At 68.2% G+C, this 20,146-nt stretch carries 13 protein-coding genes and 1 pseudogene; 6 read left to right on the top strand and 8 right to left on the bottom strand.

Features of this window, described 5'->3' with window-relative positions:
* Positions 1-50 precede the first annotated feature (50 nt).
* Positions 51-1,292, bottom strand: a complete 1,242-nt coding sequence (locus BKA18_RS27315; protein ID WP_366046893.1) for a cysteine desulfurase family protein — start codon at positions 1,290-1,292, stop codon at positions 51-53.
* 412 nt (positions 1,293-1,704) lie between these two features.
* Between BKA18_RS27315 and BKA18_RS27310 the strand changes: the two genes are divergently transcribed.
* The 5 genes from BKA18_RS27310 (at position 1,705) to BKA18_RS27290 (ending at position 7,809) form a co-directional block, all read left to right on the top strand.
* The gene (locus tag BKA18_RS27310) at positions 1,705-3,309 is read left to right on the top strand and encodes a DEAD/DEAH box helicase (protein WP_366046892.1); all 1,605 of its coding nucleotides are present in this window, start codon (positions 1,705-1,707) and stop codon (positions 3,307-3,309) included.
* Positions 3,306-5,198, top strand: a complete 1,893-nt coding sequence (locus BKA18_RS27305) for an ATP-binding protein (protein ID WP_366046891.1) — start codon at positions 3,306-3,308, stop codon at positions 5,196-5,198. Before BKA18_RS27310 ends, BKA18_RS27305 begins: the two co-directional genes overlap by 4 nt.
* Positions 5,195-6,091, top strand: coding sequence for a phospholipase D family protein (locus BKA18_RS27300; RefSeq protein WP_366046890.1), 897 nt, complete (start codon positions 5,195-5,197; stop codon positions 6,089-6,091). Before BKA18_RS27305 ends, BKA18_RS27300 begins: the two co-directional genes overlap by 4 nt.
* Positions 6,092-6,164: 73 nt before the next feature.
* Positions 6,165-6,812 (top strand): hypothetical protein, encoded by a 648-nt coding sequence (locus BKA18_RS27295; RefSeq protein WP_366046889.1) that lies wholly within the window; start codon positions 6,165-6,167, stop codon positions 6,810-6,812.
* 196 nt (positions 6,813-7,008) lie between these two features.
* On the top strand, positions 7,009-7,809 hold the full coding sequence (locus BKA18_RS27290) for an adenine nucleotide alpha hydrolase family protein (protein ID WP_366046927.1): 801 nt from the start codon (positions 7,009-7,011) through the stop codon (positions 7,807-7,809).
* Positions 7,810-7,955: 146 nt separating this feature from the next.
* Here the strand turns inward: BKA18_RS27290 and BKA18_RS27285 are convergent, their stop codons facing one another.
* From BKA18_RS27285 to BKA18_RS27270, 4 genes and pseudogenes are all read right to left on the bottom strand, one after another.
* Positions 7,956-8,327 (bottom strand): HIT family protein, encoded by a 372-nt coding sequence (locus BKA18_RS27285; RefSeq protein WP_366046888.1) that lies wholly within the window; start codon positions 8,325-8,327, stop codon positions 7,956-7,958.
* Between the two features lie 654 nt (positions 8,328-8,981).
* Positions 8,982-9,830 (bottom strand): hypothetical protein, encoded by an 849-nt coding sequence (locus tag BKA18_RS27280; protein ID WP_366046887.1) that lies wholly within the window; start codon positions 9,828-9,830, stop codon positions 8,982-8,984.
* 59 nt (positions 9,831-9,889) lie between these two features.
* Complete coding sequence (locus tag BKA18_RS27275) at positions 9,890-11,332, bottom strand: DNA phosphorothioation-associated putative methyltransferase (protein ID WP_366046886.1); 1,443 nt, start codon at positions 11,330-11,332, stop codon at positions 9,890-9,892.
* A 461-nt stretch (positions 11,333-11,793) separates the two neighbouring features.
* Positions 11,794-11,937: pseudogene (locus tag BKA18_RS27270) on the bottom strand (DUF5655 domain-containing protein); the annotation flags it as partial.
* A gap of 747 nt (positions 11,938-12,684) precedes the next feature.
* On the opposite strand from BKA18_RS27270, the gene BKA18_RS27265 reads away from it, so the two are divergent.
* Positions 12,685-13,773 carry a hypothetical protein gene (locus BKA18_RS27265; RefSeq protein ID WP_366046885.1) on the top strand — a complete coding sequence of 363 codons (1,089 nt, stop codon included), beginning with the start codon at positions 12,685-12,687 and terminating at the stop codon, positions 13,771-13,773.
* Between the two features lie 272 nt (positions 13,774-14,045).
* On the opposite strand, the gene BKA18_RS27260 is transcribed toward BKA18_RS27265, so the two are convergent.
* The 3 genes from BKA18_RS27260 to BKA18_RS27250 all read right to left on the bottom strand — a co-directional run bounded on the left by BKA18_RS27260 (position 14,046) and on the right by BKA18_RS27250 (position 19,899).
* Positions 14,046-15,374 (bottom strand): class I SAM-dependent RNA methyltransferase, encoded by a 1,329-nt coding sequence (locus BKA18_RS27260; protein ID WP_366046884.1) that lies wholly within the window; start codon positions 15,372-15,374, stop codon positions 14,046-14,048.
* A 154-nt stretch (positions 15,375-15,528) separates the two neighbouring features.
* Positions 15,529-17,580: an APC family permease gene (locus tag BKA18_RS27255; RefSeq protein WP_366046883.1), complete on the bottom strand. Its 2,052-nt coding sequence runs from the start codon at positions 17,578-17,580 to the stop codon at positions 15,529-15,531.
* Positions 17,581-17,916: 336 nt separating this feature from the next.
* Positions 17,917-19,899 (bottom strand): NAD-binding protein, encoded by a 1,983-nt coding sequence (locus tag BKA18_RS27250; protein WP_366046926.1) that lies wholly within the window; start codon positions 19,897-19,899, stop codon positions 17,917-17,919.
* Between the last annotated feature and the right edge of the window lie 247 nt (positions 19,900-20,146).

Genomic DNA, 20,146 nt, shown 5'->3' with positions numbered 1-20,146 from the left:
TCTCTGTGGCCAATGCGTTTGCTCTAATGACGTGGTAAACGGGGTAACGGTCAGCGGGGACCATCGGCTTCGGCCAGCGCGGCACGAACCTGCGTCACGGCACGTTTGACGGCCCTCGCGGCATGCTCGATCTCGGCATCCGTGGTGGCGTAGCCCAGCGAGAAGCGGATCGTGCTGTCGGCATCCGCCCGGGACAGCCCCATGGCCAGGAGCACGTGGCTCGGTCTCGGAGCCCCGGACGCGCACGCGCTGCCCTCCGAGGCGGCAACGTCGGGCATAGCCGCCAGGACCGCGTCCGCGGGCACCCCAGGGAAGGTGACGCTCGTCACGCCGGGCAGGCGCTGATCGCGCCGGCCGTTGATCCGACAGTCAGGCAGGGCGTCGGTCACGAGGTCTTCAAGGCGGTCGCGCAGCGCCGCGATGCGCTCGGCCTCCTCGCCGAGTCCGCGCGCCGCAGCCTCAGCCGCGGCGCCCATGCCGATGATCCCTGCCACGTTCAGCGTGCCTGCGCGCCAGCCCCGCTCCTGTCCGCCGCCCACGAGGAGCGGCCTGTGCGGGAGAGGGGACCCGCGCCGTACATACAGAGCGCCGACTCCCTGCGGTCCGCCGAACTTGTGGGCCGACAGCGACAAAAGGTCGACGTCGAGTTCAGCGACGTCCACGGGGAGGCGGCCGATGAACTGCGTGGCGTCGGTGTGGACGAGTGCGCCGGCTTCACGGGCCGCCTTGGCCGCGACGCGGAGATCGGTGAGGACGCCGGTCTCGTTGTTCGCCGCCATCAGGGAGACCACCCCCCCATGACGGGAGGCGAAGACCTGATCGAGGGCGTCGAGATCCACCAGGCCGTCGGTGCCGACCGGCAGGAGTACAAGATCCTCGGGGCTTCCGGCGGTGACCGCGCGGGCTGTTTCCAGGACAGCCGGATGCTCAACGGGGCTTGTAACCAGGGGATTTCCGGCGCAGAACGAGGCCCGGAGGGCCAGGTTGTTCGCCTCGGTCGCCCCAGAGGTGAAGATGATCTCGCCGGGTGAGCAGCCGAGGAGATCGGCTAGCTGCCGACGGGCGACGTCGACCCGATGAGCCGCCTGCCGTCCCGGTTGATGCATGCTTGAGGCATTGCCGACCGATTGCATGGCCTCGACGACGGCCGCAAGGGCCTCCGACCGGATCGGAGCGGTGGCATTGTAGTCAAAATAGGACGTATCCGGCCCATTCGGCCCGCTCATCATCTGCCACCCCGCCTCGCTCGTGTCGCACACCAATGTACTGCTGGTGGAAACCTTCTCCCGCATCCGGGGTTCCACCAGTAGCTCGCGTGATCCTAGCCGCGAGCCGAGATCCACTCTTTGAATCACTCCAACGCGTGGTGTCGCAAGCCATTTGCCGAATACATGTTCTATATTGCGCGCCTCGCGTGCGGGCCACTCCCGAAAAGGCCGTCTCGCGGCGGAAAGACGGGACGACTGTGTGGCCAAATGCCTTCGGTGGCTGGTCTTTTAGTCTGATGGTGCTCCTGGTGTCGGTGGCCCCGTCTAGGGTGGTCGACATGCTGCAGCGGCGCACTATCTGCACGTTGAAGCGCTGCTTGGTGTGCGTCGAGCCGGGGGAGGAACTTCACGATGATGGTCGGTCCTATGCGAGCGGCCCACGGCTTGCCGCCAGCCGCATCGGTCAGGTGAGGCCGTGACGACATGGTCACCGGGCATGCCCTTCGATGCAGTGCTGGCCAATGCCCCCATGGACTACATCCGCCGGCACCTCGGCAAGGAGCTGTGCGGCCTCCTTGACCTCATCGAAGGAGGAACGGCGGGTGATGAGCGGTTACGAGCCGTCGCCGCGATCGCGATCGACGCTGAGCTCCTGGTGGCGGACGAGGACGAGCGCGCCGTACTGCTCGACCTCGTTCCCGGCCCCAAGCAGGCGGAACTGGCGCAACGGCTCGGGTCGCTGGGCGACGGGCAGCCGCTGGAGTACCTGCAGGCGCTGAAGTGGACGCCTGACGAGCGCAGGGAGCTTCTGGAGTTCTTCGGCTTCACGGTCGAGCGCGCACAGCCTCAACTGCCCTCCTTCAAGCGGGAGACAGCACCCGACTACGCCCTGTTCCCCCATCAGCTCCGCGCGGCGCGCCGGGTCAAGGAGCTGCTGTACGACGGCCCCCGCCGGGCCGTGCTCCACCTGCCGACGGGCGTGGGCAAGACGCGGACCGGCATGAGCATGATCTGCGACCACCTGCGGCAGCACGGGCCCGCCCTGGTGGTGTGGCTGGCCCACGGGCAGGAACTGCTGGAGCAGGCCGCGGCCGAGTTCGAGCGCGCCTGGAGCAAGGTCGGCGACCGCCCCCTGCCGGTCCTCCGCGTGTGGGGCAGCGCTGCCCCAGACCTTGCGGATGTGACCGACGGACTGGTCGTCCTCGGGCTGGAGAAGGCCGTCGCAATCGCCAAGTCCGACCCGCAGTTCCTGCGCACGCTGGCATCCCGCGCCACTCTGACCGTGTTCGACGAGGCCCATCAGATCATCGCCCCCACGTTTCAGGGCGTGGTGGACGACCTGACAGTGCGCCACGACTCCAGCTTGCTGGGCCTCACCGCGACCCCGGGCCGCACGTGGGCGGACATCGCCAAGGATGAGGAACTCGCCGACTTCTTCTCCCGCCAGAAGGTCATGCTGGAGATCGAGGGCTACACGAACCCCGTGACGGCCCTCATCGACCAGGGTTACCTAGCCAAACCGATCATGCGCACGGTGGCCGCGGAAGCCGGCATGCATCTGTCGGCCCGGGATCAGCAGAGCCTGGCGCGAGCGTTCGAGATCCCGGACAGCATCATCGCCGAGCTCGCGAAGGACGAGCAGTGGAACCTCAAGGTTGTCCAGACAATCATGGAGCTGCTTGAGAAGCAGCACCGCCGCATCCTCGTGTTCGCGGCATCGGTGCAGCACTGCCGACTCATCGCCTCCGTGCTGTCCGCGGCCGGCCTCGACGCGGTATTCGTGACCGGCGAGTCCTCGCCACGGCACCGAAGCGACGCCATCCGTCGTTTCAAGAGCGCGGCGCGGCGCCCGATGATCCTGTGCAACTTCGGAGTCCTGACCACGGGCTTCGACGCGCCCGCGGCCAGCGCCGCCGTCATCGCCCGGCCGACCAAGTCCCTGGTGCTGTACAGCCAGATGGTCGGTCGGGTCATCCGCGGCCCCAAGGCCGGCGGAACCGAAACCTGCGAGATCGTCACCGTCGTCGACCCGGAGCTCCCCGGGTTCGGCGACGTCGCCGAAGCATTCACCAACTGGGAAGACGTATGGGAGACAGCGTGACCGGCGAAGGAAACAACTACCGGATCGTCAGCCCTTCGCTGACCGTCAAGGCCATGCGCGACAGCGGCTACAAAAACACCGCCTACGCGCTCGCCGAGCTGATCGACAACAGCATCGACGCCGAAGCCACGCTGGTACAGGTCTTCGCCTGCGAGAGCCCCATCGAGGGCGCCACCCAGACCAGGTACCGGGTGGACAAGATCGCCGTCCTCGACAACGGCAAGGGCATGGACAGCGAACTCCTGCGCCGCGCCCTGAAGTACGGAGACGGTCTCGGCGACGACCGCAACCGAATTGGCCGCTTCGGCATGGGCCTGCCCAACTCCAGTATGTCCCAGTGCACCAAGGTCGAGGTCTGGTCGTGGAAGAACAGCCCTGCGAACGCTCTGTACACCTACCTTGACCTGGACGAGATCACCAACGGGCAGGATGAGGTTCCCGACCCCATCCCTCGCCGTGTTCCAGAGTACTGGGACGACCTCAGCGAGGTGCCCCTGGGCGCCAGCGGCACCCTCGTCGTCTGGACGAACCTGGACCGCGTCAAGTGGCACAGTGCCGGCGCCACCCTGCGCAACACCGCCGAGCTGATCGGTCGTGTGTACCGGCACTACCTAAACGACGGCTCCGTGGACATCAAGATGGCTCCCGTTCGCGACGGGAAGGTCATCGAGAAGGTCAACGAAGGGGACAACGGCGCCTACTACGCCGAACCCAATGACCCCTTGTACCTCATGGCGAAGACCGGCACGCCCGCGCCGTTCAACAGCACCCCCATGTTCGAGCCCTTCCACATGGGCAACGAGGCCGAACCCGGGGTCTACCGCTATCCCATCACGGTCGATGGCACGCAGCACACCGTAACGGTGCGCGCATCCATCGCCCGGCCTGAAGCCCGCCGTTCTGATGTCTCCGACCATCCGTGGCCCGACACGGCCAACCCGAACCGGGACGCTGGTGCCCAGAAGTGGGGACAGCACGCCCGTCGGAACATCGGCGTCTCCCTGGTCCGCAAGGGCCGCGAGCTCGACCTCGATACCTCGTGGGCGATCGGTTACGACCCCGTGGAGCGGTGGTGGGGCGTCGAGGTGGACTTCCCGCCCGAGCTCGACGAGGTGTTCGGCGTCACCAACAACAAGCAGACCGCCGTCGTGTTCTCATCACTCGCCGACTTCGACTGGTCGGCTGAACAGGACTCCGACGAGACACCCAAGCAGTTCAAGGACCGCCTGCGGGAACTCGGCGACCCCCGGCTGCCACTGATCGACCTCGCCCAGTACCTCAAGGGTCTCCTGGGCAAACTGCGCAAGAAGCTGAAGCAACAGACGCTGGGCGGCCGGAAGGGCAAGAAGCGGTATGACCAGGACGTCACCTCCAAGGCCACGGACGCCGTCAAGCGCCGGCAGGAGGACGGGTACACCGGTACGACCGACCTCCTCGCCGAGGAGGCTACGGAAGCCGACAAGCGCCAAGAGCAGCTGACCGCGCTGACCGAGCGACACCACGTCGACGAGGACACCGCCCAGACCCTGGTCGACGAGGCCATGGAGAACGACTGGCGCGTCCGCTGGATCTCCAGCCCCCAGGACTCATCCGCCTTCTTCAACATCGACCTGCTCGCCGGCATGCTCCAGGTGTCCTTCAACACGGAACACCCCCTGCACAGCAAGTTGATGGCCGTCCTTGAGGACGTGCCCGAGGACTCCAACGACGCAGAGCTCCGCCAGCGGCTCGCCCGTGCGACCGAGACCTTCAAGCTGCTCATCTTCTCCTGGGCACGGATGGAGGACGAGATCCCCAACAAGAAGGCGCGCCGGGTCATCGCGGATGCCCGAAGCGACTGGGGCCGGTACGCCCGTGACTTCATCGAGGACGGGAGCGAAGAGGAGTGACGCAGCCGGACCATGTCTGGCAGCAGGTCGCGGACATGATGGAGGACGCCGCCGAAGAGGTGGTCATCATCGCCCCCTTCATCAAGAAGGCGATCTTCGAGGAGACCATCGCCGCGGTGCCCTCCTCCGTCCAGAAGATCACGTGTGTCACGCGCTGGACCCCGGCGGAGGTAGCCGCCGGGGTCTCCGACCCGGAGATCATCGAAGCTGCCCAGAATGACGAACGCATTTCCATTGCCTTGTGTCCGTCCCTCCACGCCAAGCTCTACGGTGCCGGCGGCCGCTGTCTGGTCGGCTCCGCCAACCTGACCGGCAAAGCCACTGGACGCGTACCGAACGCCAACGTGGAACTCTTGTTGGAGGTGCCGATCGACCACCCCGAAGTACAGCGCGTCCTCGGCCAGATCAACGCCCGATCGACGATAGCCACACCCCACGCCGCAGCCCTCGTGCGGCAGCAGGCCGAACTCCTGAGGAGCGAGCGCATCACTCCGCCGTCCGAGGACGAAGCGGCCCCCTACTGGTTCCCGGAGACAAGGAGACCGGAGAACGTCTACGCCCTCTACGGCGGGCGCCAGGGATTCACCTCGCTGGTCGAGGCTGGCATTGTGCGCGACCTGGCCATGCTCGATGTCCCCGCCGGCCTCACTGAGGAAGCCTTCAACGCTGAGGTCGAGGCCCGCCTGCATGCGATCCCGGAACTTGGTCAACTCACCGCAGAACAGCGTCTCAGCAACATCGAGCTCCAGCGGGCCATCGCCGAGCGGACAGGAGATACAGAGGAGCAGGCGCGCAGAACGACCGAGACGCTCGCGGCCTGGCTCCAGCACTTCGGCCGCTACTACACCGAAGTGGGATCGTGGGAGCTGCGACCGGGCATTGAGCACGCCTAAGATCACAGTCACGGCGTGGTCGCCAGCGCATCGCCGATGAACACGGGCACAGGGTGATGGGGAAGGCCGTCTCATGGCAGAGGTACGCGTCCCGTTCCTCCTCGGGCACGCCGAGATCGCCTTCCTCTTCCACGTGGAGCGGCAGACGTCACAACGGTGGCGGACAGAAGGCACGCTCGACGAGCCCGATCTGATCGCTTCGGGCAATCCGTACTGGCTGCTGAGCACGGTCATGCGACTCGACGGCGAAGGCGACCGCAAAGTCAACCGGGAAAGGCTAGCCGCTTACAAGGCTGGCATCCCTCTCGGCTACGACCCAGAGGACAAGGGGCAACTCCCAGTCGTAATCGGCATCCAGGAGGCAGCGCGCGTTCTCGGGCAGGACGCACAGGCAATCTCTCGCTGGCGCAACCGGCACCGCATCGCCGCCGCCGACCTTCTCATCTCCGGCTCTCCGCTGTGGCTCCTTGAGACGATCCTGGACGACGGGCGACAGCGGCAGCGAACCATCGTCGCTTCCGAAGTTGCCGCGCTCCGTGCAGGGCGGCGCGCTTCTCAGAAGCCTCGTGGTCGCAGACTCACCGCGCCGAGGGCTCGCCCTCCTCGACAGCCACTGCCTGCCGCACAGACCTTCACCAGCGCCGACCACGGCACCGCGGCCGAGTTCCTGGCGTCCGTCCTGGCCCAGGGATACTCCGTCACCATCAAGCCCCAGCCGTAGCCCGCGGCCTGTGGACGCCAGCGGTATTACAGACCTTCGCGTTCGCCAACAGCAGTGAGAGAAACACTTGCTTCTCGATCACTCCATCCATACTGTCTCTCATATGTCGATCTTGCAGCAGCCCTCCGGAGCCCATCACGCCAATCCCGCCGACTTCAGTCCTCGCGCCACTTCCAGCGAGCCCAACCACCATCAAGTGAAGGCCGTCTCCTACGGAGGCGGCGTACAGAGCACAGCCCTGCTCGTACTCGCCGCGCGCGGAGAGATCGACTTCCGCACCTTCCTGTTCGCCAATGTCGGCGACGACAGCGAGCATCCGGCGACCCTCGCGTACGTGCGCGAGATCGCCGTCCCGTACGCCGCAAGTGCGGGACTGGACGTCCATGAGCTCAAGCGGCGCCGCCGCGACGGGGCCACGGAAACGCTCATGCAGCGGCTGAACCGGCCGGACACCCGGTCGATCCCCATCCCGGTCCGCATGGCGAACGGCGCTCCGGGCCGCCGCAACTGCACCGCCGACTTCAAGATCAAGGTGGTCGGGCGGTGGCTTCGGGAGCATGGCGCCACCGCGGAGGCCCCGGCCGCGGTCGGCATCGGCATATCGCTCGACGAAATCCATCGCGCCAACCGCCGGCGGAGGGAAGCCCACGAGGTCATCGAATACCCCCTCCTCGACCTCGGGCTGCGCCGGGACGACTGCGAGCGCATCATCGCCGAGGCCGGCCTGCCAGTACCGCCCAAGAGCTCCTGCTTCTTCTGCCCCTTCCGCACCGTCGGCGCCTGGCGCCACCAGCGTCGGCACGAGCCCGAGTTGTTCGCTCAGTCGGTCCGACTGGAGGAGACGATCAACCGTCGGCGGGCCGCACTCGGGCGGGATGCCGTGTATCTCACGAGGTACGGCATCCCCCTCACCCAAGCCATCCCCGACCAGAGCCCGGGGGTAGATGACGTCGATGACGACGACGAGGCTTGCGACTCCGGCTGGTGCATGACCTGATACATGCCGAGCAGGCCGCAACGATCGGGGCTCGAAGCAATTGGCTTCGGGCCCCGCAACGCTCCTCCACTCGAGGGGCCTGGTTTCTCGCTACGGGACATGCCTAAAGGGGCTATGTTGACTGTTCTTAGGGTGACTGAGCTTGCTTATCCAGCCCATGTATCTGGACTCGGTCCAGGGAGAACCTGCCGGATACCCCCCCGAGGATCAGCAACATCCCCATCATGTCGCGGAACTAGATGGATATGCAGGTGATCAATAGTGCGCCCCGCGGCCCTGCCTTCATTAACGCCAATTGTGTAGCCGTCTGGCTGATGCCTCGAGTTTAGTTCCGCTTGACTCTCAACTAGCAGAGCGTACGCATCCAGGACTTCACGAGGGGTTAGCTCAAAGAAGGACACGATGTGACGCTTTGGAACAACTTCAATGTGTCCGTCTGCCGCTGGATAGTTATCAAGTCTCACGTAACAGGTGTCGTTCTCCCTCTGAACTGTATTGAGAGACGCGTCCTCGCGCATGCAGAATAGGCACCCTGGCTCAGCCGCCACCTGACGCTGCGATCTCGAAGCACGGGAGATCAGTTCGTCAAGTCGAGCCCTCCAGGTGAGGCTCTTTGCGGGTCCTTCGACGCGAGCCACGCTCTGCCCCCTTCCGTAAGGTCAGCGCCAGCATCGCAGACGGCGCCGACACTGGAGACAACCTACTGAGCCACATAGATACTCCCCACTCAACGCCGGAGCCAATCCCCCAGTACCTGCCGATTGCCCCCTTGTGGAGTAGCACAACCGGGAGCTGAGTGCGACCCCTACCCATACACCGCATGAGCAGAGCGAGCGACCGCAAGTAGCGACGTCACAAAGCGCGCCACCCGACCATGCCCATCCGGTCCTCTAGCGGGCAGAGGCAGCTGCGAGAGAACCACTCGATCACTGCCAGCCATCCATACGGCTCCCACACACCGATCTTGACCTACACCCCGGGGGCCACGTCACCAACCCCATGACCACGCGTTCAGGCAGGATGCCGAGATCTCACGAGGCACGGGATCCCGCTCACTCAGGCCATCACCGATGAAGCCCGGGGGAATGTGACCTCGACGAGGACGAGGGAGCATGTGACTCCAGCTGGACCATGACCTGATTGTGCCGAGCAGGCCACCTCACCTGGTGGGATTAGAACTCGGGTGGCTCACCGGGCTGCAGGTGGAGGACGGCGAGGTACTCGCCGTAGGGCATCTCTTCATCCACCCAGCGGCTGCCGCCCGAGGAGTCGGGAATCCACATGCCGTCGAAAAGGTACTTGTCGTCGAAAACGGCGACGCGGCCCTCCTGCACCGCTGCCGCCATCAGCAGCTGTAGCCCCAGCAGCAGCACTGTGGAGGCTTCCTTGACCGCGCAGACCTCAGCGTGCCCGGTGGGAAAGACCTTCCCGTCCGCGTCGCTGTCCGGCTCGGGGACGACAGCACGGCCGTGAACGACCATCTCGTGCAAGGCAATCGCCTGAGTCACCGCTGCCGCCACCGGCATGCCGGCGCCTGGCACCCCGTCCGGGGCATGTGTCCGCAGGTGGTCGGCGACCGCGCGAGCGTGCACTGGCCATGCGTCGGCATGATGGTGCAGCCGTTGTTCCGCGGCCTCGACCGCCAGTCCAGGCTCCGCGGTGTCCGGGTGCAGCAGCCGGCCGAATCCTTCAAGTGCTGCACGCAGATAGCCGAGACGGACCTGGTGCTGCTGCCACTCCTCCATCATCTCGGTCCAGACAGCGTCGAAGTCGAGGCCCGCCGAGCACATGCCGTCGTCGTACGACATGTCCAACGTCACCGTGCGCAGGCCCTGGGCGAGTCGCAGCCACTTGTAGGCCGTATCCCAGCTGTTCTGTGCCCCGGGGAGAGCGGTAACGGCGGAGGCATGCTCCACCCAGTCGGTGAATTCACGGACGTGGTCCTCGGGCTCGGACAGCGCGAGGGCGGACAGCGTGCGGTACGAGGGCAGGCAGGGGCCCTCCATCCGGGTAGTGGTCATGGGTAGAGCGTGGCACACGACACTGACAATCGCTCCGATGCCGAGAGCCGGTGCGACGCTCAGGTGCTGGTGGTGCGGCGCACGAGCCGGTGACCCCGCAACTCCCGCGCGCAGCGTACGAGTTCGCGCCCCCAGCCCTCTTCCGTGCCGATCAGGTGCGGACTCTCGTAGAGGCCAGCGCGCACCTCGGCCTCCGTGAGCCTCCGGTACTTGGGTGCGTCGGGATCGTCCTCAGCAAGGAACTCGTGCTTACGGTGCAGCAGGGGACGATTGGTGGATTCCGCGTACGAGGTGAAGGAGGACTTGAGGGTCTTCAGGTCGACGGCGTACGAGGCCGCGATCCGCGGGTGGGGATCCGTGTCGAACTCGGGGTAGTCGAGCCAGCTGACGCCGCGACCCTGATGGCGGAGCTTGACGACGGACCACTCTCCAGGGCGGCCGGCAGCGATACTCGCGCACTGCTCGTACAGGCGCAGCACGGCCGGGATCCGGTGGAGAGCGCGACGGTGCACGTACAGGGCGGTTGCGGTGAACTTGCCGGCGATCGATCCGTTCATCGCCCGACGGACGTATGCGTCGTCACGCAGCTTGAACAGCAGCCGATCCGCTCGCTGGCACGCCTCGGTGTAGGAAGGGAAGAAGGCACGGATGTCCAGTTGAACCGGCAGAGGCAGACTGCTGACCGGGCCTCGGCCGTGAAACAGCTCCAGCGCGAGGAAAAGCAGAGTGTCGAGGGCTCCACGCTCGGCGCTCCGCTCGACCTTCACGGGGTCGGCTTCCTGCTCGGCAAGGCGCTTGAGCTCAGCGGGACGCAGGTGGCCGAGGAGGCTGATGATGGGTTGCGGCATTTCCTCCAGCTGAGGCATCCTGCCGCGCTGTTCGAGATGATCGACGATCGAGGTGATCGCCGAGGCGGTATCCTCGGACGCCAGCCATCCCCCCTCGGGGGCGACCTGGCGGGCCAGATAACTCAGGCGGGCCGCATCGTCCTTGAACGCGTAAACGATGCCGGGCGCCGCCGACACGCAACGCACACCGGTGGCTTCCTCGACGTAGTCGCGAAGCTCGCCGGCGGCGTAAAGATGCTGGAAGGTGCGGCGCTGCGTGAGGATGCCGTCGCCGTACTCCGTGCCTTTGATCTGGTTGCGCTCCCACCTCAACCGCGCGGACACCACGAGCGCCGATTTGGCGAGGTCCCAAGCCCGTAGAAGTGTCTCTCGTCGTTCGGCGGGATTCTCAATGACGTTCAGGACATAGGTGAGAAGGACTACCTCGGCCAGCTCGCGCCGCCCGTCCGGAAAGTGCACCGGGTCCCACCCCGCGGCATCGAGGCCGAGGTACTGCAGTGCCCGTACATCGCCGCCACGCCCGCACCCGTAGTCCAGTACTCGCATGGCGGGTTCCAGCTGTAGGTCGCCGAGCGCGCGACGGGCCGGCATCGAGAGACCGACTCGGCCGATCGCGGTCTGATGCCTCCGGCTGCTCCAAAGCTGCTGTGTCATCGGCGTCCCCTGAATCCACGAACAGGCCAGCATGCGACAGCACCGAACCATACGGGACACCCGAGCCGATGACCGGTAGAAGCCACTACCTTTCGGATCTTGAGGGGGTGTGCTCCAAGGCGGGTGGGCCGGGTAGCCCCATCGCCATCGTGCATGAGGATCTGTACCTCTGGCAGAGTTCGAAGTTTCTGGGAAACCGAGCGCCAGGCGGCCCTGTTGTCGCCCTTGGAGTGATGGTTCCGGCGGTCACGGCACCGGGGTAACCGCCAGCTGTTCGAGCTAATCACTGGCGGGGAAGATGTGGGGCAACAAACAGCGTGGGATGACCGGTTGGCCAAACCGGCGATCCCACGCACCATAGATAGTCCACCGCCGTACCCTGCCCCCACGTCGCGAGGCTCCCCCCACGACCGCACACGACACGAAGCGCAGCCCGCTACGAAGCAGGCAGCGGCAGCCGATCACGCCGCCGCATAGCTTGCCCGGAACAGATGCTGAGCCCGCTCCACGTCCCGCGGCGTACGGAGCCGCACCTCCAGATCACCCGTCCCATGGTGACCGAGACCGGACACGTCACGGGCGAAGCCCGGAACGAGGTCGACGTCCTCCGAGTGGCAGCGGGGAGTCTGCTCGGGTGGCTCATCCCCGCCCGTTCCCGGTCTGGAGTACGCCATCAACCCCGTCCTGGGCACCACGAGCCGACGCTTGCGCGCGAAGCTCAGTGGCTGAAGGCTCTGACCGAAGCCCCCGAGGTGACTCGCCAGCTGCTCACGGAGGCCGAACAGACGGCAACGGCTGAATTCGCCGCTCGCACGGACATCCAGTTCGCCCGCTCAATGGCAGCTCATCGCTCCCTTCGGCGAAGAGCCAGCCACGCACCGGTCGGCGTTACGCCGCCATCGCTGCGTACACACGGCCCGCGTCAGCCCCAGCTCGTTCGAGCGAATTTTTTCGAACCGTCCGTCGCTTACAAACAGAACTGACAACATGCCGCCGTCGTATGTCAACCTCAAGTCGAAGGCGGACCATTGGAGCGACAGGTCAATGAGCGGCAACTGTCAGTGCTGCAGTGGGTGGGAGCCGGGTGTCCCGCTGGCGTTTGGGAGACCAGCTCCTACAAGACCACCTGTCAGGCACTGCAGAACCGGGGCCTGGTCACGGTCTCCCGGAAGGCCGGGCAGTGGAGCGTCGCCCTGACGAGTGCAGGCCAGCACTACCTGGCGCACGGCACGTACCCTCCCCGCAGGTCACGCCCGCGGAAGACCCAGGCCGCCGCCCCACGACCCCAGTCCACCCGAGCGCAGGAAACTCCGGCCGCCGGGCGGAAGCCAAGCCCTCCATCACAGCCTCGGGTGACGTTCACGGAGCAGCTGCTGCAAGAGCTCGCGGAGGCCGGCGGCAGGATCGTCAAGAGTGGCAGCGGTCCGGACTTGGAGAAGTGGCCGTCCCGCGTCGCCGCGGCACGCAGGTCCGGAAGGGTCCCGGAGACGAGGGAGCTGTACGGGGGTTGGTGCCATGGCGGGTATGAGATCAAGCTCGTCGACATCCCCGCCTGGCGCCTCGCCGTCCTCGAACCCGTCCCTGTTACCTCCCGGCTCACGCGGCCGCACACCGTGGTCCGGGCCATGCAGAACGAACAACAGCCACTGGGCCTCACGAAGCCCGTCCAAGGACGTGCCCTCCGGCTCGTCCAGGCGCTGATCACCGCTGCCGAGGCCGAAGGACATTCCAGTTCGGCAGGGCAGACCGGCTTCGCGCCCCCGTCTCATCGCCGCCGCAGGGCATCTCCCCACTTCACCATTACCGCACAGGGCCAGACTGTGGGGTTCCTTGTCCTCCAGGAGCAAGACCGGACCGAACATGTCGCCGCCGAGAGGGAACTCGCCGCGGCCAAGAAGGACTCCTGGGTCAGGATCCCCCGCTTCGACTACACCCCGTCCGAGCGTCTCCGCTTCGTCCTCAGCGGCGGCCAACCGCACCGGGCCACCGAATGGTCCGACACCCCCGGCCGCCCCCTGGAAGACCAGCTCGCCGAGATCGCCCAAGAGGTCACCCTCCGCGGCGAAGCCGCCGAACGCAGACGCCTGGACGAGATCGAAGCGGCACGCCAGAAGCGCATCCGCTGGGAAGCCGCCATGGAAGAAGCCCGCATCCGGTATGCCGAGGCGTACCGCGTCAGGCATCTCGAAGCGCAGGAAGCGGCATGGCGCCACGCCACCGGACTGACCGAATACGTGAGCGCTGTACGTACGCGAGTCGACGCCATGCCGCCGGGCCAGGCCAGAACTGAGGCCGAAGCATGGATCAGCTGGGCAGCGGCCACCGTGGAGCGCCTCGACCCACTGAACACACCGCCCCGGCTGACCGACATTCCCGAGCCACGCGCCGACGACCTGAAGCCCTTCCTCGGGCACTGGAGCCCCTACGGCCCCACCTACTGACGCCCGCTCCGCCAAACGTCCGGCCCGCCGAAGTACGGCGGCAGCGCGCCTGCCACCGCAATCAGCGGCACCGAAGCCCAGCCGAATTTTCTTCAAGTTCCCGCAAAACCAGCCCTGGGAAGCGCGCCTCCCAGCCAGCGTGACCTGCACGATCAGCCAGGTGACGCCCCGTCAGAACGAGCGTCATTTGAGCGTCACGAGCGTCATTTCAGCGTCAAGATATCGCCCGTAACGCCCACACTGCACATAATGCGCACGCGCAAAACCGCAGGTCAGGCGCCCTTTGCCGCCCTCTCAAGGATCACGACGCACTCGACGTGGTGGGTCATAGGAAACAAATCAAACGCCCGCATCCGCCGTGGTGCATACCCCGCATCCGCGAAGTACTTGAGGTCGCGGGCGAGGGCGGCCGGGTCGCAGGCGACGTAGGCGATGCGGCGGGGGGTGAGGGAGGCGAGGTGGGTGACGGTTTGTTTGCCGGCGCCGGCGCGGGGTGGGTCGAGGACGACGAGGTCGACGTCGGTGATGCCGGTGCGGGGGAGGATCGCCTCGACCTTGCCGTGTTCGATGCGTACGCGGTCGAGGTCGGCGAGGTTGTGGCGGGCGTCCTCGGCGGCGCGCTTGCCGGATTCGATGCCGAGGACCGCGCCCTTGTCGCCGACGCGTTCGGCGAGGGCGCCGGCGAAGAGGCCGACACCGCAGTACAGGTCGAGGGCCATGTCGCCCTTCTTGGGCATCAGGCCCTGCATGACGGCCTCGACGAGGAGGTCGGCGGCCTTCGGGTGGACCTGCCAGAAGCCGCCGTTGCCGACCCGCCAGGTGCGGCCGGCGGCGCGTTCGCGGACGAAGGGGCGGCCGTGGACGCGGTGGACCTGTTCGTCCTTTTCGCCGATGCGCAGGACGGAGACGGGCTTGTCGAGTTCGACGATCGGGAGGCGGCCGCCGGGCTTGGGGGTCAGGATGACCTGGCGGTCGAGGGAGCCGGTGGCGGCGATCGCCTCGACGGTGGCGATCTGGGGCCAGTCGCGGTGCTCGATGCCGAGTTCGGAGACGCCGGGGGCAGCGATCATGCAGTGGGTGATCGGCTCGATGTCGTGCGAGCGGTGCTTGCGCAGGCCCGCGCGGCCCTCGGCGTCGACGGCGTACTGGACGCGGGTGCGCCAGGCCGGGACCTCGCCCGGGGCGACCTTGTCGCCGGGGGCGGGCTCGACCGTGCCGTCCCAGCCGGCCGCCTCGGGGGTCAGTCCGGCCAGTCGCATCAGCTGCTCGGCCACCACGTCGCCCTTGAGGCGGCGCTGGGCGCCGGGCTTGGCGTGCTGCCAGTCGCAGCCACCGCAGCGGCCCGGGCCGGAGAACGGGCAGGGCGCCTCGACCCGGTCCTTGGAAGGCTCCAGGATCCGTACGGCGTCGGCGCGCAGGAAGCGGGCGCCCTCTTCGCCGTCGGTGACGCGGACGATGACGCGTTCGCCGGGGAGGGCGTGGCGTACGAAGAGGACCTGGCCCTCGTCGGTGCGGGCGACGCAGTGGCCGCCGTGTGCGACCGGGCCGACCTCGACCTCGTACTCCTCGCCGACCAGCGACTTCTTCGGTTCTGCCTGCATGGCGGGAGGGCTCCTGAGGTGGGGTGCTGCGGGGCGGTACGGCGGGACGCCGACCGTCAAGTCTACGGCCCGGCGTGTGGTGCCCCGGCCCCCGCGCCCTGTCGTGGCCGCCCTGCCGGCCGGACCGGCGCCGTGACGCCGGTCCGGGCGGCGGCTACTTCTTGGTGGCCGCCTTGTCCTTCTTCGGCTGGGCGACCGGACCGCGGCGGACGGCACCCGGCGCGTTCCACTCCGCGCGCTTGCGGGCGCGCAGCTTGGCGGCCTCGGAGGAGTCCAGCTGCCAGGGCACGGAGGTGACCATGACGCCGGGGGTAAACAGGAGGCGGCCCTTGAGGCGCAGTGCGGACTGGTTGTGCAGCAGGTGCTCGTACCAGTGGCCGACGACGTACTCGGGGATGTAAACGGAGACGGCGTCGCGCGGGCTCTCCCGGCGCAGCGACTTGACGTAGTCGATGATCGGCCGGGTGATCTCGCGGTACGGGGAGGCCAGGACCTTCAGCGGCACCTCGATGCCGCGGCGCTCCCACTCCTCCCGCAGGGCCTTGGTGTCGGCCTGGTCCACGTCCACGCTGACCGCTTCGAGGCTGTCCGAGCGCATCAGCTTGGCGTAGTTCAGGGCGCGCAGGGTGGGCTTGTGCACCTTGGAGACCAGGACGAGGGAGTGCACCCGGGAGGGGCGGACCACGTCGTCGTCGAGGGTCTCCTCGGCGGCGATCTCGTCGGCGACCCGGTCGTAGTGGCGGCGGATCGCGGACATCGTCACGAAGAAGACGACCATGCCGAGCAGCGCGACCCAGGCGCCGTGGGTGAACTTCGTCAGGAGGACGACGACGAGCACCAGGCCGGTGAAGAAGGCGCCGAAGGCGTTGATGGCGCGCGAGCGGTGCATCCGGCGGCGCTCGGCCGGGTCGGTCTCGGTCAGCAGATGGCGGTTCCAGTGACGGACCATGCCGGTCTGGCTGAGCGTGAAGGAGACGAAGACGCCGACGATGTAGAGCTGGATGAGCCGGGTGGAGTCCGCGCCGTAGAGGTAGACGAGGATCGCGGCGGCGCCGGCCAGCAGGACGATGCCGTTGGAGAACGCCAGGCGGTCGCCGCGGGTGTGCAGCTGGCGCGGCAGATAGCGGTCCTGGGCGAGGATCGAGCCGAGCAGCGGGAAGCCGTTGTAGGCCGTATTGGCGGCGAGGAACAGCACCAGTGCGGTGGCGGCGGCCAGGATGACGAAGAGGAAGCTGCCCTTGCCGAAGACCGCCTCGGCCACCTGCGAGATGACCGGATTCTGGGTGTAGCCGGAGCCGAGCGGCTTGCCGTGGAGGAGCAGGTCGGTGGCCGGGTTCTCGGCCATCCTGACGTTGGTGGCCATGGCCAGGCCGATGATGCCGCAGAACATGGTGACGGCCAGGCCGCCCATGAGGGCCAGGGTGGTCGCGGCGTTCTTGGACTTCGGCTTGCGGAAGGCGGGGACGCCGTTGGAGATCGCCTCGACGCCGGTGAGCGCCGCACAGCCGGAGGAAAAGGCGCGCAGGAGAAGGAAGATGAGCGCGAAGCCGGCCAGGCCGCCTTGTTCGGCGTGGATGGCGTAGTCGGCGGTGGGGGCCTTCATCGTGTCGCCCATGACCACGCCACGGATGACGCCCCAGGCGATCATGATGAAGACGCCGGCCACGAAGACATACGTCGGGATCGCGAAGAGCTTGCCCGACTCCTTGACGCCCCGCAGGTTCATCAGCGTCAGCAGCACGATGACGGCGACCGCGCAGAGCGTCTTGTGCTCGACGACGAACGGGATCGCGGAACCCAGGTTCTCGATACCGGAGGAGATGGAGACCGCGACGGTCAGCACATAGTCGACGAGCAGTGCGCTGGCGACCGTGAGTCCCGCCTTGGGGCCGAGGTTGGTGGTGGCGACCTCGTAGTCGCCGCCGCCGCTCGGGTAGGCGTGCACGTTCTGCCGGTACGACGCCACGACCGTGAACATCAGCACCACGACCGCGACCGCGATCCAGGGGCTGAAGCTGTACGCCGACACACCCGCGACGGACAGGACGAGCAGCACCTCGCCGGGCGCATAGGCCACCGAGGAGAGCGGGTCGGAGGCGAAGACGGGGAGTGCGATGCGCTTGGGAAGGAGGGTCTCCCCGAGCCTGTCGCTGCGCAGTGCGCGCCCGATCAAGATCCGTTTGGGCACGTCGGTCAGTTTGGACACGCAGAGGATGCTAAGCCTTCGTCAAGGTCCGCGCCCACCCGCTCCCCGCGCCGAAGCGCGCGGCGGGGCGGGCGAGGCGCATCCGGCCTGCTGAGGGGCGCCTCGCAGGCCGGTGCCTGCACAGGATCCGCACGTCGCGCGCATGGCACCAACGCGGCGAAGCGGGCTGTGGCGTTCGTCACGCGCCGCCGGTGCCCGTTACAGGAACGGTGGGGGTCGTCACGGAGTGATCGTGGCGGTGACGGGGCGCGATGCGGGGGTCACGGTGAGATCCCGCGGCGGGCGGACCGCAGGCGGCGGGCGGAAGGTGACCGGGCGGGAGCGGACCCGCCCGGCTCAGCCCTGCCGGGCCCCGGCGCCGCCGGCTCTGACCCCGGCTCCCGTGGCCCGCGGCTGCCGGGCGTGCAGATCCCCCAGCCCCTGCCGGGTGGCCACCAGCAGCACCCGGTCCTGCGGCCGGAGGACGTAGTCGTCGCCGAGCTCGTGCACCAGGCGGGCCGGTTCGCGCTCGGCGGCGTCCGGAGGTGGCGCGGCGGCCGCGGCCTGCGCCTCCGGGTCGTCGGGGGCCGAGGTGTCCACCGCCAGCACCCGCAGCCGCCCCGGCCGCAGCACCTCGGCGACCGTACGGCCCTCCAGCGCGGCATTGCCGCGCACCTCGACCCGGGCGACCAGCAGCACCCGGCGCTCGACGGGGATGGCCCCCAGGATCTGCCGCCCCATCATCGCGCCGCCGAAAGCGGGCGCGGCCAGGAAGGAGGTGCTGCGGCTGCGGGTGAGCGCCCGGGGGTGGGCCGCGCGCAGGGTGCGGTAGACGGCGGTGGCGAACCGGTCGTCGAACAGCCGCAGGGTGACCCGCAGCCGCGGGGTGACGCTGCGGGCGTAGAGGGCGGCCTCCAGGTTCGTGGTGTCCGCGCTGCTGAGGGCGAGCAGCGAGGCCGCCCGCTCGATCAGCGCGGCCTCCAGGACTCCTTCCTGGGTGACGTCCCCCAGGACGGTGGGCACCCGCAGCCGGCGGGCCAGTGCGATGCCCCGCGCCTCCGGGTCCGCCTCGATGCACACCACGGGGATGCCCATCTCGTGCAGGCGCGCCAGGACGCGGGTGCCGACCTTGCCGAGGCCGAGCAGCACCACATGCCCCGACAGACCGCGCGGCGGGCGGCGCAGCGCCGAGGCGCTGCGGAAGGTACCCAGCCCCTCGAACGCCGCCGCGACCAGCACCGGCAGCAGCAACAGGCCGGTCAGCCCGGACAGCAGCTGCAGGATCTTGCGGGGCAGCGGCTGGCCGAGCGCCGGGTCGTTGATCGCGAAGAGGTCCAGCAGCGTGAGGTAGGCGCCGTGCACCGGGTCCAGACCGGTGGTGAGCCAGGACGCGACGGCCAGCGCCAGCACCGCGCCGACGACACCGGCCAGGGACCAGCGCAGCCGCCGCGAGAAGAGCGAGGCGAGGGGTGCGCCCCGGCCGCGCAGCCGGGCGGGGCGCACCGGCCGCCCCGTATAGGAGACGGTCTCCAGGACGACGGTGCCGCAGCCGGCGGCGTCCGTGACGGCGGCCTCGTCCGGCAGCAGCATCAGCCCCTCCTCGCCGCCGGCCGAACTCGGCTCCTGGTCGGGGTCGTTGGCCGAGGCGGGCAGCAGCGCCAGGGTGCACACGCCGGGGGCACCGGGCCGGCCGGGCGGCACCGGCGGCCGCTCCGCCGCCCGCAGCAGCAGCCCGTCCGCCTCGATGACCTTGCTGGTCCCGGCGACCGCGGTGGCCACCAGCGCGGGGGCCACCGTATCGGCGTCGGACAGCACCGTCGTGGAGGCGTCGGCGTCCACCGCGCCTCCGCCGCCGTCGGCGTCCAGGGCGGCGACCGCCGCGGCCTGGTCGAGCAACTCCTCCAGATGCTGGCCGAGTTTGCGGTTGTAGAGCCGGATGACCAGTCGCAGGCGGGGATTGAGCCGGCGGGCGCGCAGCGCGGCGTGGATGTTGAGCTCGTCGTCGTCGTAGACCAGCGCCAGCGCGCCCGCCTCGGCGATGCCCGCCTCGGTCAGCGCCAGGTCGTCCGGCTGCGCCGCCTCCAGGATCCGTACGGTCTCCTCCGGCGGCTCCGCACCGTCCCCGGGCTCCTCGGACGACACCGGCGGGGTACGGGCGACCGCCGCGGACACCCGGCCCAGGAGCGCGGTCGCCCGGTCGAGCGCGCGGGCCGGCGGCGGGATGCGGGGCCGGTGCGGCTCCCGGGCGGAGGGGACGACCAGCGTCACCCGTTCGCCGTAGACGTCCTGGAGCTCGGCGGCGAGCCGGTGCGCCAGCGCATCGTCGCCGCAGACCACCATGTGCGAGGTGTATGAGCCCTGTTGGGGCTGGAGAGGCAGGTTGGGCACACGGTTCAGCGTGCCTTACGGACCCGGCACGGCGCAGCCCGGCGCGGGAGACGGTCGCCCGGCCGGGCAGGTCCACATCCGAATGCCGCCCACCGCGCCCCCTACCAGGAGCGGCATTACGGATACGGTTGTACCGGACCACGGCGTGGGTGGCGCTCCCGTTGCCCGCCCGGGTCCGTGTCGCGAGCCGTGGCCTCGT

The sequence above is a fragment of the Streptomyces auratus genome (assembly GCF_050433025.1).
Lineage (GTDB): Bacteria > Actinomycetota > Actinomycetes > Streptomycetales > Streptomycetaceae > Streptomyces > Streptomyces sioyaensis.
Note: the sequence above shows the minus strand (reverse complement) of the source record. Positions and strands in the feature narration are given on the sequence as shown.